The organism is Nocardia sp. NPDC051756, from assembly GCF_040681495.1.
Classification (GTDB): Bacteria; Actinomycetota; Actinomycetes; order Mycobacteriales; family Mycobacteriaceae; genus Nocardia.
Genome location: NZ_JBFAYV010000012.1, coordinates 102200 through 119130, shown reverse-complemented (window position 1 = coordinate 119130; position 16931 = coordinate 102200). Strand labels below are relative to the sequence as shown.

General features: G+C 68.0%; 13 protein-coding genes. 4 read left to right on the top strand and 9 right to left on the bottom strand.

Annotated elements, in window-relative coordinates; translation table 11 throughout:
• Together AB0M22_RS39215 and AB0M22_RS39210 are read left to right on the top strand one after the other, a co-directional pair.
• Positions 1–771, top strand: a complete 771-nt coding sequence (locus AB0M22_RS39215; protein ID WP_364737720.1) for an IclR family transcriptional regulator — start codon at positions 1–3, stop codon at positions 769–771.
• A 2-nt stretch (positions 772–773) separates the two neighbouring features.
• Entirely contained in the window at positions 774–1181 is a 408-nt protein-coding gene (locus AB0M22_RS39210) for a RidA family protein (RefSeq protein ID WP_364737718.1), read from the top strand.
• Positions 1182–1273: 92 nt separating this feature from the next.
• On the opposite strand, the gene AB0M22_RS39205 is transcribed toward AB0M22_RS39210, so the two are convergent.
• From AB0M22_RS39205 to AB0M22_RS39180, 6 genes are all read right to left on the bottom strand, one after another.
• Positions 1274–3586, bottom strand: a complete 2313-nt coding sequence (locus tag AB0M22_RS39205; protein WP_364737716.1) for a dipeptide ABC transporter ATP-binding protein — start codon at positions 3584–3586, stop codon at positions 1274–1276.
• 11 nt (positions 3587–3597) lie between these two features.
• Positions 3598–4512 carry an ABC transporter permease gene (locus AB0M22_RS39200; RefSeq protein WP_364737714.1) on the bottom strand — a complete coding sequence of 305 codons (915 nt, stop codon included), beginning with the start codon at positions 4510–4512 and terminating at the stop codon, positions 3598–3600.
• Positions 4509–5453: an ABC transporter permease gene (locus AB0M22_RS39195; protein WP_364737712.1), complete on the bottom strand. Its 945-nt coding sequence runs from the start codon at positions 5451–5453 to the stop codon at positions 4509–4511. Before AB0M22_RS39195 ends, AB0M22_RS39200 begins: the two co-directional genes overlap by 4 nt.
• Before the next feature lie 18 nt (positions 5454–5471).
• Complete coding sequence (locus AB0M22_RS39190; RefSeq protein ID WP_364737710.1) at positions 5472–7103, bottom strand: ABC transporter substrate-binding protein; 1632 nt, start codon at positions 7101–7103, stop codon at positions 5472–5474.
• Positions 7104–7286: 183 nt separating this feature from the next.
• Positions 7287–8798 (bottom strand): ABC transporter substrate-binding protein, encoded by a 1512-nt coding sequence (locus AB0M22_RS39185; RefSeq protein WP_364737708.1) that lies wholly within the window; start codon positions 8796–8798, stop codon positions 7287–7289.
• A gap of 282 nt (positions 8799–9080) precedes the next feature.
• On the bottom strand, positions 9081–10862 hold the full coding sequence (locus tag AB0M22_RS39180; protein ID WP_364737706.1) for a gamma-glutamyltransferase: 1782 nt from the start codon (positions 10860–10862) through the stop codon (positions 9081–9083).
• A 71-nt stretch (positions 10863–10933) separates the two neighbouring features.
• On the opposite strand from AB0M22_RS39180, the gene AB0M22_RS39175 reads away from it, so the two are divergent.
• Complete coding sequence (locus AB0M22_RS39175; RefSeq protein WP_364737704.1) at positions 10934–11833, top strand: LysR family transcriptional regulator; 900 nt, start codon at positions 10934–10936, stop codon at positions 11831–11833.
• A gap of 4 nt (positions 11834–11837) precedes the next feature.
• On the opposite strand, the gene ppc is transcribed toward AB0M22_RS39175, so the two are convergent.
• The gene (gene ppc / locus AB0M22_RS39170; protein WP_364737702.1) at positions 11838–14609 is read right to left on the bottom strand and encodes a phosphoenolpyruvate carboxylase; all 2772 of its coding nucleotides are present in this window, start codon (positions 14607–14609) and stop codon (positions 11838–11840) included.
• A gap of 102 nt (positions 14610–14711) precedes the next feature.
• On the opposite strand from ppc, the gene AB0M22_RS39165 reads away from it, so the two are divergent.
• The gene (locus tag AB0M22_RS39165; protein ID WP_364737700.1) at positions 14712–15209 is read left to right on the top strand and encodes a nitroreductase/quinone reductase family protein; all 498 of its coding nucleotides are present in this window, start codon (positions 14712–14714) and stop codon (positions 15207–15209) included.
• 39 nt (positions 15210–15248) lie between these two features.
• On the opposite strand, the gene AB0M22_RS39160 is transcribed toward AB0M22_RS39165, so the two are convergent.
• The gene (locus AB0M22_RS39160; RefSeq protein WP_364737698.1) at positions 15249–15662 is read right to left on the bottom strand and encodes a VOC family protein; all 414 of its coding nucleotides are present in this window, start codon (positions 15660–15662) and stop codon (positions 15249–15251) included.
• 120 nt (positions 15663–15782) lie between these two features.
• Positions 15783–16922: an AAA family ATPase gene (locus AB0M22_RS39155; protein ID WP_364737696.1), complete on the bottom strand. Its 1140-nt coding sequence runs from the start codon at positions 16920–16922 to the stop codon at positions 15783–15785.
• Between the last annotated feature and the right edge of the window lie 9 nt (positions 16923–16931).

Below are 16931 nucleotides of genomic sequence, written 5' to 3'. Positions count from 1 at the left end.
ATGAGTCAGAGTTTGTCGCGTGCGTTGACCATTCTTGTTGCGCTGGGCGAGGATTCGCGCTCGCTCGACCAACTGGCCACCCAGCTCGGCGTGCACAAGTCGACGGTGCTCCGGTTGCTGCAGACGATGGAGGCCCAGCGCTTCGTCACCCACGACAGCCAGCACCGCTACGTGCTCGGGTCGCGGCTGTTCGAACTGGCCAACCGCACCCTGGAGCAGCGCGACGTGCGCACCCTCGCACGCCCGCACCTGAGCGCGTTGAACGCCGACACCAAGCAGACCATCCACCTCGCCACCTACGAGTCCGGCGACGTCATCTACATCGACAAGCTCGACGCGACCCAGAGCGTGCGCATGTACTCCAGGGTCGGGCGCCCGGCGCCGCTGCACTGCACCGCCGTCGGCAAGGTGCTCATCTCGGCGCTGCCCCGCTCGGAGTGGCGGGTCATCGCCGAGAAGATCGACTTCCATCCGTTCACCGAGCGGACCATCCGCACCCCCGAGCGCTACCTGATCGAACTGGAAAAGGTTGCCGCGCTGGGCTATGCGGAGGACCACGAGGAGCACGAGAGCTTCGTCAACTGCATCGGCGTCCCGGTGCGCAACGGCACCGGCGCGATCGTCGCCGCGGTCTCCATGTCGGTGCCGGACATGTTGCTCGACCACGATCAGGTGCTGGCCGAACTGCCGCGGGTTCGCGCGGCCGCCGACGCCATCTCCGCCGAGCTCGGCTGGATCCCCGGCCGCGCAACCACCCCCACGAAAGGCTGACCATGAGTGAGAAGATCGCCGTCCGCACCACCGACGCGCCCGCACCCGCGCACACGTTCTCCCAGGGCGTGCGCAAGGGACCGTTCGTGCAGGTCTCTGGACAGGGTCCGGTGGACCCGATCACCAACGAGTACCTGTACCCGGGCGACGTTGCGGCACAGACCATCCGCACGTTGCAGAATGTGAAGGCGATCGTCGACGCGAGCGGGGCGACGTTCGACGATGTGGTGATGCTGCGCGTCTACCTGACCACCCGCGACGACTTCGGCGCGATGAACGAGGCCTACGGCGAGTTCGTGAACGCCAACACCACCGGTGACGTATTGCCCAGCCGCACCACCGTTTTCACGGGACTGCCGCGGGCGGAGATGCTGGTCGAGATCGACGCGATCGCGATCGTCACCGAGTAGAGACGAAGCAGCCGCCCCGACCAGAAGGTCGGGGCGGCTGGGCCGCGTCGCGTAGTCAGCCGCGACGCGGAGCCTCGGTTCGGCTGCGGGCCTTAGACTTTCGCAGCCAGTTCACTGTCGACGGAAGCCTCGACGTCATCGGCTTCGTCGCTCTTCTCCACATTATCCGGCACCGCGTCGCCGACCACACCGGTTCCGGGAATCGCGTCCAGCAGTTGGCGCGTGTACTGATCGGCGGGCGCGGTGAGGACTTCTTCGACCGGTCCCTGCTCCACCACTCGCCCGTCCCGCATCACCACGACGTCGTGCGCCAGCGCGCGAACCACCGCCAGGTCGTGCGAGATGAACAGGTAGCTGACGCCGAGCCGCTCCTGCAAGGACGCGAGCAGCGTCAGGATCTGGTCCTGCACCAGCACATCCAGCGCCGACACGGCCTCGTCGCACACCACGAGCTGCGGCTCGATGGCCAGGGCCCGGGCGATCGCGACCCGCTGACGCTGGCCACCGGACAGCTCGTTCGGGTAGCGATGCGCCATCGCGGCCGGCAACGCGACCTGCTCCAGCAGTTCGGAAACCCGCTTGCGCCGCGCCGCGCGATCACCGATGCCGAAGGCGCGCAACGGTTCCGCGATCAACCGCTCGACCGTCCACATCGGATCCAGCGACGCGTACGGATCCTGGAACACCGGCTGCATGGACAACCGCGCCGCGCGCAACGGCGCACCGCTGAGGCCGACCATGTCGACACCGTTCAGCTTGATCGTGCCGGAGGTGGCGGACACCAGGCCGAGCACCATCCGCGCGGTCGTGGTCTTGCCCGAGCCGGACTCGCCGACGATCGCCGTGGTGCGACCGCGGGTGATCGAGAACGACACGTTGTCGACCGCACGCAGCACGCCGCCGCGCCCCCGGATCTTGTACTCCTTGCTGATGCCGGAGACCTCGAGGATCGGCGAAGCCTTGGCGGGCTCGACAATTGCGGGCTCGGCTTCGGCGACCTTCTCGACGGACACCTTCGCGTCGTCGGTCTCGACCCCGGCCGCCTGGTCAGCAGCGTCGGCCTCGATCGACTTGTCGTCAGCGGCCTTCGCGCCGTCGACCGCCTCCGTTTCGGCAACGCTCTTCGCGTCAACGGCCTTCGCGTCGGCCACCTTGTCGTCGCCGGCGGCTTCCGCCTCATCGTCGGCAACCTTCTCGCCGCCAACGACTTCCGCCTCGGCAACCTTGTTATCGCCGGCGGCCTCTGCCTCAGCGACCTTCTCGCCGCCGGCTACCTCTGCGTCGGCAGCCTTGTCGTCTGCCTTCTCGGCAACAACTTCCTCGTCGGAAACCTTTTCGCTCGAAGGCTTCTCGGCGGCAACCGCACCATCGGCTGCCTCGGACTTCTCGGCTACTACCTTCTTGGAAGCCACCTTGCCGTTGGCGGACTTGCCATTCGCGGCAGCATCGACGGCCGTCTCCTCGGCAACGTCGCCCTCATCGACGACGCTGCTCTCGACCGCCTTCTCCTCGGCATCCGTACCGTCAGAAGCCTTTTCGCCGACAACCGGCTCGGCGACAACCGTCTCGACCGCGGCCTGCTCCTCGAGCACCTCATCCACCACAACCGGATCGGCCCGCCGCGGCGCGATCAACGCCGGCGCCGCCGCGACCAGCCGCCGCGTGTACTCCTCCTGCGGATCCGTCAGCACCTGCCGAGCCGGACCGGACTCGACGATCCGCCCATCCGACATCACCACGACCCGGTCCGCCCGCTCAGCGGCCAACCCGAGGTCGTGCGTGACCAGTAGCAGCGCCGTGCCCAGCTCCTGCGTCAGCTTCTCCAGATGGTCCAGGATCTGGCGCTGCACAGTCACATCCAGCGCCGAGGTCGGCTCATCGGCGATCAGCAGATCCGGCCGGCAGGCCAGGCCGATGGCGATCAGCGCCCGCTGGCGCATACCGCCGGAGAACTCGTGCGGGTACTGCCGCGCGCGCCGCGCGGGCTCCGGCAGCCCGGCCTGGCCGAGCAGCTCGATGGCCCGCTCCTTCGCCTCGCTGCGCGAGCAGATCTTGTGCGCCAGCAGGGTTTCCGACACCTGACGGCCGACCCGGGACACCGGGTTCAGGTTCGACATCGGATCCTGCGGGACGAGCCCGATCTCCTTGCCGCGCAACGCGCGCAGCCGCTTCTCCTCGGCGTGCGTGATGTCCTCGCCGCGCCACCGGATGCTGCCGCCGGTCACCGCGCCCGAGCCGGGCAGCAGGCCGATGATCGCATGGGCCAGGGTGGATTTGCCGGATCCGGAGGCGCCGACCACCGCGACCCGCTCCCCCGGCTGCACGACCAGGTCCGCGCCTTTGACGGCGTTCACCTCGCCGAAGGACACCCGCAGATCGCTGATCTCCAAGAGTGGTTCTGTCATTGCGGGCTCCTTCAGCGCCGTGTCTTCGGGTCGAGCGCGTCCCGCAGGGCGTCGCCGAAGAGGTTGAATCCCAAGCAGATGATCGCGAGCGCCACACCGGGGAAGATGCCCGGCCACGGCGTACGGAGCAGGTACTGCTGTGCGTCGGACAGCATGATGCCCAGGCTGGGCGCGGGCGGCTTGATGCCGAGTCCGAGGAAGGACAGGATCGCCTCGCCGATCACCGCGGTCGGCATGATCACCGTGGCCTGCACGATGATCGGGGCCAGCGAGTTGGGCAGGATGTGCTCGCCGAGGATGCGCCAGGACGGCACGTCCATCGTGGTCGCGGCGAGCACGAAGTCGGTTTCCTTGAGCCGCAACGTTTCCGCGCGCACCACCCGCATCATGATCGGCACCTGCGCGATCCCGAGCGCGATGGCGGCGTCGGCCAGGCCGCCGCCGTTGATCGCGGTCAGGCCGACCGCGAGGATGATGAACGGGAAGGCGAGCAGCACGTCGGACAGGCGGGACAGGACCATGTCCAGCGTCCGCCAGTACCCGGCGAGCAGGCCGAGCGGCACGCCGATCAGCACCGCGCACAGCACCGAGAGCACGCCGACCTCGAGCGAGGCGCGGGTGCCGTAGAGCACACGGGAGAGGATGTCGCGGCCCAGATCGTCTGTGCCCAACAGGAATCCGACGGTGCCCGGCTGCTGGAACGGGGTGGAGAAGTGCACCTCGCTCGGCGAGTAGGGCGCGAGCAGCGGCGCGAACACGCCGACGAAGATCACGATCAGCAGCAGCACCGCGCCGACCATGCCGAGCGGGTTGCGCCACAGCTGGCGCAGCACCCGCCCGCGCACCGCGGTCAGCGGCGGGGTCTCGAGGGGCTTGTTCTCGACGCCGGGACTGGTCTCGACGACCGGGGTTTCGGTAATGGTCACTGCGCCCTCCCGGACACTCGCACGCGGGGGTCGATCACCGTGTACAGCACATCGACCAGCAGGTTGATCACGATGTAGGCGGCGGCGATCACCATGATGACCGCCTGGATCACCGGGTAGTCCCGGGTGAACACCGAGTCGAGGGTCAGCTTGCCCATGCCGGGCAGGCTGAAGATGCGCTCGGTGACCACCGCGCCCGCGATGAGCCCGCCGAGTTGCAGGCCGACGATCGTGGTGACCACGATCAGGCTGTTGCGCAGGCCGAAGCGGAAGATCACCGCGGGGCGGCTCAGGCCCTTGGCCCTGGCCGTGCGGACGAAGTCGGCGGTCAGCGTCTCCACCATCGACGAGCGGGTCTGGCGCTGCACCACCGCCGCGTGCGCGAGGCCGAGGATGATCGCGGGCAGGGTCAGGAAGTAGAGGCCGCGCAGCGGATGCTCGAACGGCGAGACGTAGCCCGAGGCCGGGAACCAGTTGAGCTGCACGGACAGGTACAGCACCGCGAGGATGCCGACCCAGAACGTGGGCACCGAGAGCGCGGCCAGGGAGAACCCGTTGGCCACCCACTCGGGCCAGCGGCCGCGGTACACCGCCGCGATGACGCCGCCGATCACGCCGGCCAGCACCGCGATGATCATCGCGTACACCGCGAGCTGCACGGTCACCGGCAGCGTGGTGCCGATCATGTCGATCACCGGCGTGCCGGTGCGGATGGACCGGCCGAAATCACCGGTCAGCGCGTGCCAGACGAATTCGAAGTACTGCACCGGCAGCGACCGGTCCAGCCCGAGATCGGCGCGCACGGCGGCGATGGCCGCCGGGTCGGCCTGCTCGCCCGCCATCGTCGTGGCGGGGTCGCCGGGAAGCGCGCGCACCCCGATGAAGACCACGATCGAGGCGAGCACCAACGTGACAGCGGACTGCCACAGACGGTGAAACACATACTGCAACATGGTTTTTCAGCCCTTCCGATCCGCGACGAACGCGGCCTTGCCGAGCCGGACAGCGCCGTCGGCGTACACCTCGATGCCCGTCACCCATGTCGAGTGCACGGTCAAGTTACGCAGCCGGTAGGTATAGATGAACGGGTTTTCCCGCGCGATGAACCGAACCGCCTGCTCATAAAGCGCACCGCGTTGCGCGGCGCTCGTACTGTGTGCTGCCCAGTTGAGGATGTCGTCCAATTCCGGTGAGTTGTATCCGCTGTAGTTACCGCTCGAGCCGGTGGTCATGAATCGAGCGGTATTGCCGTCCGGGTCGATCCGGCCCGACCAGCCGAGCAGCAGGGCCTCGTAGGTGCCGCGCTTCTGCGCGTCCAGCATGGCCGAGTATTCGGTCGGCACGATCCGCAGATCGAACCCGCCTTGCGCGACGCTGTCCCGCAGCGCTTCGGCGTACTGGAGATAGTCCTGAGTGTTGGTGACCTGCATGGTGACCGGATACGGCAGCTGCACGCCCGCCTCCTCGAGCAGCTCCTTGGATCGCTGCGGGTCGAAGAGCGGGCAGGCGGTGCTGGCTTGCGTCGCGTACGAGGTACGCGGCGCGATCGGCGTGCAGGCCGTGTCGTACCAGTTGTTGAACACCTTCTTGACCAGGGTCTCCCGATCGGTGGCCAGCGAGAACGCCAACCGCACCCGGGCATCCTTGGCGATGGCGGTGTTGATCGGCTTGACCGGCTTACCCGCGCCGTCGACATTGCCGATATTGAGATACAGGCCCTGGAACCCGAAGGACCCCGATTGCAGGACCCGCAGCTGCGGCAACTTCACCAGGCTGTCGATGTCCATCGGGGACATCGTGTCGCCCACCTGGATATCGCCGGAGCGCAGGTTCGCCGAGCGGGCCTTCGCGTCGGGCATGATCCGATAGGTGATCGAATCGAAGTGCACGTTCTTCGCGTCGTAGTACAGCGGGTCGCGAGCCACCTGGATCGAGGTGTTCGGGACCCGCTTGACGAACTTGAACGGCCCGACGCACACCGGATGATCGCCGAAGTTCTTCTCCGACTCCTTGAGCGCGGCCGGCGACATGATCATCCCGGCGCGGTCCGCGAGCGCGGCGGTGAGCGGCGCGAACGGCTCCTTGTACTTGATCGTCACGTGCGTCGAGTCGACGGCCTCGATCTCGTCGATCGGGCCCATCTCGCCGGTACGCTGGGAACCTTCCATCTTCCAGTGCCGCTGCAGGCTGGTCTGGACCGCGTCGGCATTGAACTGGGTGCCGTCGGCGAACTGGATCCCGCTGCGTACGGGAATGGTGACGGTGAGCCCGTCCGAGGAGATGTCCGGCAGCGCGGTGGCCAACTGCGGCACCAGGTTTCCGGAGGCATCGTTGTCGTAGAGCTTCTCGCAGATCGTGCTCATCACGTAGCGCATGTAGAGCGAGCTGGAAGTGGTCGGGTCGAGCTTGTCGGGTTCGTTCGACAGGCCCATCACCAGGTCACCGCCCTCGCGCACCGGCTGCGTACCTATGGGCGTGCCGTAATCGTCGACGTGCGTTGCGGTCTCGGTGGCGTGTTGCGTCGGTGCGCAGGCAGCGAGGACGGCGGCGACGACACCGAGGACCGCCATCCGAGTGGAGCGAACGAGCATGCGCTACAACATACTTCAACACGGTGCATTTTTCGCCACCACCGTTTCTTTTTGTACATTGTTCTCTTAGCCGCCACCAGCAGAAATCACGGCGAGCGGAAATCGATACGGAAAATAGCGGTCCGGCGAATCCGGACCGCTATTCCTCGTCGATGTTCGGCTATTGCGCTAGGCAGCGCCTATTCAGCTCTTCTCATCCGTGAAGGCGGCCTTACCGAGGCGGACGACACCGTCGGCGTAAGCCTCGATGCCGGTCACCCGCGTGGTGTGCACGGTCAGCACGCGGATTCGGTAGGTGTAGATGTACGGGTTCTCCTCTTGGATCACCTTTGTCGACTGCCCATAGAGTTCGGCCCGCTGCGCGGTATCGGTGGTGCGCGCGGCCTTGGCGAGCAAGTCGTCGAGTTTAGGCGAACTGAAACCGCCGTAGTTACCGCCCGAACCGGTGGTCATGAATCGGGTGATATTGGCGTCCGGGTCGAGCCGGCCGGACCAGCCGAGGAACAACGCCTCGTAGGTGCCGCGCTTCTGCACGTCCAACAGGGTGGAGTATTCGGTGGGCACGATCTTCAGGTCGAATCCGCCCTCGGCGACGTTGGCCTGCAACGCCTGTGCGTACCGGAGCTGATCCTGGGAATTGGTGACCTGCATCGTGATCGGGTACGGCAGCTGCACCCCCGCCTCGGCCAGCAGTTGCTTGGACCGCTGCGGATCATATGTGGGGCACGCGGTTCCGGCCGGCGTCGCATAGGTGCTCTTCGGCACGATCCCCGAGCACGCGGGCTCGTACCAGTTGTTGAAAACCGTGTTGACCAGGGTCTGCCGGTCGACGCTCAGCGAAAGCGCCTCGCGGATCTTGGCGTTCTTCGCGAGCGGGGTGTCGATCGGCTTGGCCGGCTTGCCGACGCCGTCGACATTGCCGATATTGAGGTAGATGCCTTGGAAGCCCAGCGATCCCGTCTGCAACAGGTGCAGGTCCGGATTCTTGGCCAGGGCGTCGACATCCTGCGGGGAGATGGTGTCGGCGACCTGGATGTCACCGGAGCGCAGGTTCGACGCGCGGATATTGGCGTCGATCATGATCCGGTAGGTGACTTTGTCCAGGTGCACGTTCTTCGCGTCGTAGTACAGCGGATCGCGTTCGACGATGATCGAGGTCTGCGGGATGCGCTTGACGAACTTGAACGGCCCGACGCACACCGGGTGATCGGCGAAGTTCTTGCCTTCGTCCTTCGCGAGTTCGACCGGGGACATGATCATTCCGGCGCGGTCGGCGAGCGCGGCGGTGATCGGCGCGAAGGGCTTTTTGTAGCGAATCACAACGTGCGACGGATCGGCCGTCTCGATCGAAGCGACCGGACCCATTTCACTGGTCCGCTGCGAGGTCTTCATGGTGAAGTGCCGCTGCAGGCTGGTCTGCACCGCGGCCGCGTCGAACGGGGCGCCGTCGGCGAATTTGATTCCGGTGCGCACCGGAATGGTGACGGTCAGGCCGTCCTCGGAGACGGTGGGCATCGCGGTGGCCAACTGCGGCACCAGATTTCCGGACGCGTCGTTGTCATAGAGCTTCTCGCAGATCGAGTTCATGACGTAACGCGTGTAGAGGGAGCTGGAGGTGGTCGGGTCGAGCTTGTCGGGTTCGGAGGAAAGGCCCATCACCAGATCGCCGCCCTCACGTACCGGCTGCGATCCCACGGGTGTGCCGTAATCATCTGTGTGCGTTGCGGTCCCAGCGGGGTGCTGTACCGGTGCGCAGGAAGCGATGGCGACGGCGGTTACGCCGAGCACCAGCATCCGTGTGAAGCGAGCGAGCATGCGCTACAAGATACTTCAACGTTTCGCACTTTTCTCGCCGGGTATTCCTTTTCGTAGAATGTTCTTGTCGACGCCATCACGCGAATCGGCCGCAACTTCCAAATGACACGACAAATAGCGGTCCGGCGTAACCGGACCGCTATTCTCCATTTAGTCGTTCAGTTATCGTCCCGCGGCGTAGCCCTGCATGCCCCGGGGATTGGCTCCCGCTGAAAGTACACCGTTCTCGCGGTCGCGAGCCACCGCGCACAACCGGCCTTCCGACCACGGCGGGCCGACGGTCACGCTGTGTCCGCGTCGTTCCAGGTCCGCGATGACCTCGGTGCCGATGCGCGACTCCACGATCACCGCACCCGGGCTCATCGCCCGCGGATAGAACGAACCGGGGAAACTTTCCTGATGCCAGTTCGGGGCATCGATGGCGCCTTGCAGATCCAGGCCGCCGCGCACTTTCTCGCGCATTGCCACGGCCAGGAAGAAATGCAGGCTCCACTGATCCTGTTGATCGCCGCCCGGCGTACCGAATGCCATCACCGCTTCACCGTCGCGCAGCGCCAGCGACGGGCTGAGCGTGGTGCGCGGGCGGCGGCCCGGCGCGAGCGAGTTGGGCAGTCCCGGCTCCAGCCAGGACATCTGTAGTCGGGTGCCGAGCGGGAAGCCGAGTTCGGGGACCACCGGATTGGATTGCAGCCAGCCACCACTGGGCGTCGCCGCGATCATGTTGCCCCAGCGATCCACGATGTCGAGCTGGCAGGTATCGCCGCGGGTGGCGCCGGAGGTGGCCACCGTCGGCTCGCCCGCGCCCACCGCGGCATCAACGGCCCCAACGGAATTGGTCTGCACGTAGCCACTCAGTCGCGGCCGCTGGCCGTCCGGGCTGCCCGGGCGCAGTTCGTAAGAAGCCTGCGGCCCGATCAGCGCGCTGCGCTGCGCGTTGTACCAAGGGGAGAGCAGGGTCGAGAGCGAGACCTGGGTGCTGTCGCCGTACCACGCCTCGCGGTCGGCCATCGCGAGCTTCGAGCCCTCGATCAGCGTGTGGTAGTACTCCGGCGTGCCGTACTCCAGTCGTTCCGGCAGCAGCGCGAGCTGTTGCAGCATGACCGGGCCCTGGCTCCACAGGCCGGGCTTGGCGACGGTCCAGCCGTTCCAGGTGTAGGTGACCGGATTCTCGTACGACGCACTGAAATTCGCGAGATCGTCACCGGTCAGCCAGCCGGCGTGGCGTTCGCCGGAGGTGTCCATGGTCGGGCGCGCGGCCGCGGCGACCAGCGCGTCGGCGATGAAGCCCTCGCGCCAGACCCTGCGGGCGGCCTCGATCTGCGCCTCCCGGTCCGAGCTTGCCGCCTCGGCCTCGGCGATCAGCTTGCGCCAGGTCGCGGCGAGCGCCGGGTTGCGCAGCAATGCGCCTGCGGCGGGGGCCTTTCCGTCTTTCAGGTAGAGCTCGGCGGAGGTGGTCCATTCGTTCTCGAACAGCTCGGCGACCGTCTCGACGGTCTCGCCGACCCGCTCGACCGCGGGGTGACCGCGCTCGGCATTGCCGATCGCGTAGGACAGCACCTCGGACAGCCGCTTCGTGCCGTGATCGCGCAGCAGCACCATCCAGGCGTCGAACGCGCCGGGAACGGCGGCCGCGAGCGGACCGGTGCCGGGCACCAGGTCCAGGCCGAGCGCGTTGTAGCGGGCGATGGTGGCGCCGGCCGGGGCGGGACCCTGGCCGCACAGCACGCGCGGCGGCAGGCCCGCGGGCGCGAGAATGATCGGCACCTCACCGGCCGGGCCGTTCAGATGCGGCTCGACCACGTGCAACACGAACCCCGCGGCGACCGCCGCGTCGAACGCGTTACCGTCGTTCTCGAGCACCGCCATCGCGGCGGCCGAGGCGAGCCAGTGGGTTGACGACACCATCCCGAAGGTGCCCTGCAAGGTAGGACGCGTGGTGAACACCTGCCGAGTATCGCCTTATAGCGGTACGTACGTCCAAGACATCTATGGCACCAAACCGATAGCCTATGGTTATGGAACGCAGGCAGCTCGAGTACTTCGTCGCCATCGTCGAGCACGGCGGGTTCACCCACGCCGCGCGGGCTTTGCGGGTAGCCCAGCCGTCGCTGTCGCGGGCGATCGGCAAGCTGGAGCGCGAGCTCGGGGTGGCGCTGTTCCACCGGGTCGGGCGCAACGCCGTGCTCAGCAACGCGGGCGAGTTCATGGCCGATCGGGCGCGGCAGGTGCTGCGCGATCTGGACGCGCTGCGGGCGGCCGCGCAGGCGGTCGGCGAGGGTGTGGTCGGGCGGGTGGATGTGGCGGCCACCTCATCGTCCACGCTGGAGCCGGTGATCAGCACCATCGCCGAACTGCGCGAGCATCACCCCGGACTGACGGTCGGCACCTGGTCGGCACTGTCCGCCGCCGAGGTGGTCGCCATGGTGTTGCGCGGGCGCTGCGAGGCGGGGGTCTGCGGTAGCGCGGAGCGCCCCGCGGGACGCGGTCTGGTGGCGCATCATCTGCGCGACGAACAGTTCCTGCTCGTCACTCCCCCGGGCACGAAGATCGGCACCGATGGCACAGTTACGCCAGAAGACTTGCGCGGCATGAGCTTTGTCATCACCCAGCCGGCCACCGCGGTCCGGGCGCGCTTCGACCGGCTCGCCGCCACTGTCGGCGATCTGCACATCGCGGCCGAGGTCGGCGACCGCAGCGTGGTGCTGCCGATGGTGCTGCGCGGCATCGGCTCCGGGCTCATGCCCGACGGCTGGCACGACCTGGCGATGCGTGCCGGAGCCGAGGTCTACCGGTTCGACCCGCCGGAGCAGCTGCCGCAATGGCTGGTGCACCGCGGCGGTCCGTTGACCGCCGCGGCCCAGGCGTTCGTCGACACCACGCTCGCCCAGGCCGAACGGGCCCGCGCGGCACAGTGATTCGCTAGCCCGAGTTGCGCAGCGCGGTGGCGAGGCCGTTCATCGTGAGCAGGATGCCGCGCTTGACCAGTTCCGAATCATCGCCCGCGCGAAGCCTTCTCAGCAGTTCCACCTGCATCTGGTTCAGCGGCTCCAGGTACGGGAAGCGGTTGTGGATCGACTCGGCCAGCGACGGGTTGTCAGCGAGCAGGTGATCGTTGCCGGTGATCGCGGCGTGCATCCGGATGGTCCGGGCGTGCTCGTCACGGATCATGCCGAAGATCTGCTCGCGCAGCGCCGCGTCCTCGACCAGTTCGGCGTAGCGGGCGGCGATGTCGAGGTCGCTCTTGGCCATCACCTGCGCCAGGTTCGACAGCACGGTGCGCAGGAACGGCCAGCGCCGATACAGATCCGTCAGTGTCGCAAGGCGTTCGGGGTCGCCGCCGATCCACTCCTCCAGCGCGGTGCCGGTGCCGTACCAGCCGGGCAGCATCACCCTGGCCTGGCTCCAGGACATCACCCACGGGATGGCGCGCAGGTCCGACACCGAGTTGGTCGGCTTGCGCGAGGCGGGCCTGCTGCCGATGTTCAGGTCGCCGACCTCGGCCACCGGGGTGGACTGGCGGAAATACTCGACGAATCCCGGTGTTTCGTGGACCAAGCGGGCGTAGGCGGCGCGGGCGCGCTCGGCCAGTTCGTCCATGAGTTCGTAAGACGGTTCCGCGTCCTCGCCGAGGCCCTCCACGTCGAGCAGGGTGGACTCCAGGGTGCCCGCGATCAGCGACTCCAGGTTGCGGTGTGCCGCACCGGGTTCGGCGTACTTGGCGGCGATCACCTCGCCCTGCTCGGTCAGGCGCAGCGAGCCGCGCACGGCGCCGGCGGGCTGGGCGAGGATGGCGTCGTAGCTGCGGCCGCCGCCGCGGCCGACGGTGCCGCCGCGACCGTGGAAGAGCCGCAACCGGATTCCGGCCTTGCGCGCCACCTCGACGAGGTCGAGTTCGGCCCGGTACAGCGCCCAGTTGGCGGCGAGGTAGCCGCCGTCCTTGTTGGAGTCGGAGTATCCGAGCATGACTTCCTGGCGCATTCCGCGCGCGGCGACCAGGTCGCGGTACACCGGAACCTCCAGCGCGGCAGCCAGAGTCGCCGCGCCCGCGCCGAGGTCCTCGATGGTCTCGAACAGCGGGACGATGCCCACCGAGCAGCGCGGCGGGCCGTCCGGCTCGCCCGGATCGAGCAGGCCGCCCTCCTTCAGCAGCAGTGCCGCCTCCAGCATGTCGCTGACCGAGGTGCACATGCTGATGATGTAGTTGGGCACCGCCTCGGTGCCGAAGGTGTCGACGACATCGCGTGCGGCGCAGACGATGTCGACCTCCTTGCGGGCCAGCTCGCTGAGCCTGGCGTGCGGGCCGAGCAGCGGCCGGCGGGTGCGCAGTTCCGCGGCGAGCAGCTCGACGCGCTCGGGTTCGGACAGGCTCGCGTAGTCCGGATGCACACCGGCCCAGGCGAACAGCTCGGCGACGACCTGTTCGTGCACCTCCGAGTTCTGCCGCATGTCCAGGCCCTGGAGATGGAAGCCGAAGGTCTCGATGGCGTGGCGCAGCGCGGCGAGGCGGTCGTCGGCGAGCAGGTCGTCGCCGCTGCCGCGCAGGGAGGCGTCCACCGCGTCGAGGTCGTCGAGCACGGCCTGCGGGGTCGGGTACGGTTCCGCGCCGACGTCGAGTCCGTCCGGCGGCACTTCACCGAGGGCACGGCGCGCGGTCGCGGTCAGCCGGCCTCGAATGGTGTGCAGCGCACGGCGATACGGTTCGTCGGCGTGGGTGGCGGGGTCGGGATATCCGGCCTCGGCGAGGGCGGCCACCTCGGGTGTCACCTGAACCAGCCGCGCCGAGAGCGCCAGCGCCTTTTCCAGTTCCACGAGTTCGCGCAGATACCGGGAGAAGGCGACCGTCGACGCCTGGTGCCCGGCCTGACGCACGACATCCGCGGTCACGAAAGGGTTTCCGTCACGGTCGCCGCCGATCCAGGAACCGGGGCGCAGGATCGGCCGGGGCAGCAGTTCGGCGCCGGGCCAGCGCGAGCGCAGCGCGGCGCGCACCTCGGCGTTGATCGCCGGGATCACGTCGAACAGGGTGATGTCGTAGTAGCGCAGGCCGACCGAGATCTCGTCCTGGATCCGCAAGCGCTGCAACCGGATCAGCGCGGTGCGCCACAGGCTGAGCACCTGCCTGCGGATCTGCTGCTCGAATTCGGCGCGCTCCCGGTCGGTTTCGGTGTAGCGCTGACGCAGTCGCATCAGTTCGGTGATCCGGGTCTGGCTGTCGAAGACCGTGCGGCGGCGAGTTTCCGTGGGGTGCGCGGTGATCACCGGCGACACCAAGGCGTCGGCCAGCAGGTCGGCGACCTCGGCGCCGTCCAGGGCGGCCGCGTCGAGCTTGCGATAGGTGGCGGCCAGCGACGAATCCTGCGGCGGCTCACCGGCCGCCTCGTGTGCCTTGCGCCGGCGATCGCGCTGGATGTCCTCGGCCAGGTTGGCCAGCAGCACGAAATAGCTGAACGCGCGGATCAGCGGCAAGGCCACGGCGATGTCGACCCCGTCGAGCATCTCCGCCACCGCGCTGCGGTCGACCTCGGCCCGGCGCACTCGGAAGGCCTCGATGCGCACCCGCTCGATGAGGTCGAATACCTCGGGACCCTCGTGGTCGCGGATGGCGTCGCCGAGCACCCCACCGAGAAACCGGATGTCGTCGCGTAGCGGCCGGATGGCGTCGTGTTGCGTCTCGCTCGTCGATTCACCCATGATCAGACAGTATTGCCGTCCGGCCCCCGTTGGTATGCGACGCCGCCCACATCGTGTCGCCGCGGGCCATGGCACGGCGCCGCAGCACACGGGAGGACGACCATGGCCGAGCACACCCCCGACAAGCCGGGCTCGCTGACGCTCAGCGGCCGATTCGCGCATTTCGGCAGCACCCGGTTGACCGCGATCAGTCGCTGGCAGAGCCGCCTGCACAACGCGGTGTATCAACGATTCAACGGCACGGTCCTCGGAAAGTTCATGGGCCGCCCGGTATTCCAGCTGACCGTGCCGGGCCGCAAGTCGGGCGAGCCGCGCCCGGTGATCCTGATGCTGGTCCGCGACGGCGACGATCTGCTGGTCACCGGGTCCTACGCGGGCAACCCGAAACCGCCGGCCTGGTGGGGCAACCTGGTCGCCGCGGGCGGCGGGCAGGCGCGGGTCGGCCGGGAGAGCTGGCCGGTGACCGCGCAGGTGATCACCGACCCGGCCGAGTACGCCGGGTACTGGCGCAAGTTGGTAGCCCAGTACCCGGATTTCGAGACCTATCAGGCGCTCACGTCGCGCAAGCTGCCGATCGCAGTGCTGACCCGCGCCAGTTGACCCCTGGGAAGTCCAGGGGGTCAACGAGTTTCGGGCAACTCAGCCGAGGACCTCGGAGAACCGGAGGTGGTTGCCCCACGGATCGCGGAACCCGCAGTCGCGCATGCCGTAGGGCTGGGTGGTCGGCTCCTGGGTGACCTCGGCGCCCGCGTCGCGCAGGCGGGCGAAGGTGTCGTCGACGGCGTCGGTGGTGAAGATCAGCGTGCTCTGCGCGCCGCTCTTCAACCGCGCCTCGGCGGCCGCGCGCAGCGCGTCGTCGGGGACCATCGCGGGGACCTCGAGGATGAATTCGAGGGCGGGCTGGCCGACCGGTCCGACCGTCAGCCAGCGCGCACCGAAGAACGGCATGTCCTGGCGGACCTCGAGGCCGATCACGTCGCGATAGAACTCGAGCGCCTTGTCCTGGTCGCCGACCAGCAGGGCGACGTGGGACAGTGCGAGATCTTTACTCATTGTTAGTTCTCCTCAAGTAGGCGTGGCATCACTACTGACGGCGGGGCCGAGGCGAACTCATCGGCCAGGGGCGTGTCCGTCGTCACGGGTCAGAAAATATCGCCGGTAGCCGACGACTGCCTAGCGTTTCGGCCAGTACCAGGGCGGTTGGTCGAGCCTGCCTTGGCCCGCGATGGTGGTTGCGCCGTTCTCCTTGACCAGCTCGAGGGTGTGCAGCTCGGGCGCGCTCGCGGTCAGGGCGGTGACCAGCGGTTGTGCGTGGGTGACGACGACGACCTGGGTGTGCTCGGAGACGGTGGCGATGAGGTCGGCGAGTGGGGCGAGCAGTTCGGGGTGCAGGCTGGTTTCGGGCTCGTTGAGGACCAGGAGTTCGGGTGGGCGCGGGGTCAGAAGGGCGGCCACCAGGAGCAGGTAGCGCAGCGTGCCGTCGGACAGTTCGGCGCCGCCGAGCGGGCGGACCAGGCCGCGCTGGTAGAGCGCGAGTTCGAATCTGCCGTCGCGGTCGATGATCTCGACCTCGCTGCCGGGGAACGCGCGGTCGACCGCCTGGGCGAGGATGTGGGCGTCGCCGATCTCGCGGATGGTTTGCAGGGCCGCGGCGAGGTCGGCGCCGTCGTGGCCGAGGACCGTCGTGCGGGTGCCCACCTGTGGTGATCGGGCGGGTGCGTCGGCGTCGGTGCGCAGATGGTCGTAGAACCGCCAGGATCGGATGCGTTCGCGCAGGACCAGCAGGTCCGGGGCGCTCTGCGGATCGGCCAGTTCGCTGAGCATGCTGTCGAACGGTTGCAGCGTGTGCGGCACCATCGCCCAGCCGCCGTCTTCGTCGCGTAGGCGCACGACCGGACCGCCGCGTTCGGCCAGCAAGGTGGACGGGCGCAGCACCGGCCCGGCCCAGACCGCCTCAGCCTTGATCACCGGATCGAGATTGAACATCGAGGTGGCGTCCGGCACCGGCATGCCCAGTTCGGCGGCGTAACCGAAGTCTTCCCCGGCGAACCCGACCCGCACGCCGAGCGCATCGCCCTTGGCCGTTCCGTCCCCGATGCCGCCCTGCCCCGCCCACAGCGTCGACGCCACCCCGCCTTCGCGCGCCAGCGCGGCGATGGCCCCGTTGCGGGAGAAGTCGGCCAGCAGCCGCAACGTCCGATACAGGCTGGATTTGCCGCTGCCGTTGGCCCCGGTCACCACATTGAGCCGGCCCAACGGCATGGTCAGCTGTCGCAACGACCGGTAATTCTCGATAGCCAGGGTCCGCAACATGTCCCCAGG

Coding starts and splice junctions, on each gene's coding strand:
- AB0M22_RS39155 (WP_364737696.1), bottom strand. CDS start 16,922: ATGTTGCGGACCCTGGCTATCGAGAATTACCGGTCGTTGCGACAGCTG.
- AB0M22_RS39160 (WP_364737698.1), bottom strand. CDS start 15,662: ATGAGTAAAGATCTCGCACTGTCCCACGTCGCCCTGCTGGTCGGCGAC.
- AB0M22_RS39190 (WP_364737710.1), bottom strand. CDS start 7,103: ATGCTCGTTCGCTCCACTCGGATGGCGGTCCTCGGTGTCGTCGCCGCC.
- AB0M22_RS39165 (WP_364737700.1), top strand. CDS start 14,712: ATGGCCGAGCACACCCCCGACAAGCCGGGCTCGCTGACGCTCAGCGGC.
- AB0M22_RS39175 (WP_364737704.1), top strand. CDS start 10,934: ATGGAACGCAGGCAGCTCGAGTACTTCGTCGCCATCGTCGAGCACGGC.
- AB0M22_RS39210 (WP_364737718.1), top strand. CDS start 774: ATGAGTGAGAAGATCGCCGTCCGCACCACCGACGCGCCCGCACCCGCG.
- ppc (WP_364737702.1), bottom strand. CDS start 14,609: ATGGGTGAATCGACGAGCGAGACGCAACACGACGCCATCCGGCCGCTA.
- AB0M22_RS39215 (WP_364737720.1), top strand. CDS start 1: ATGAGTCAGAGTTTGTCGCGTGCGTTGACCATTCTTGTTGCGCTGGGC.
- AB0M22_RS39205 (WP_364737716.1), bottom strand. CDS start 3,586: ATGACAGAACCACTCTTGGAGATCAGCGATCTGCGGGTGTCCTTCGGC.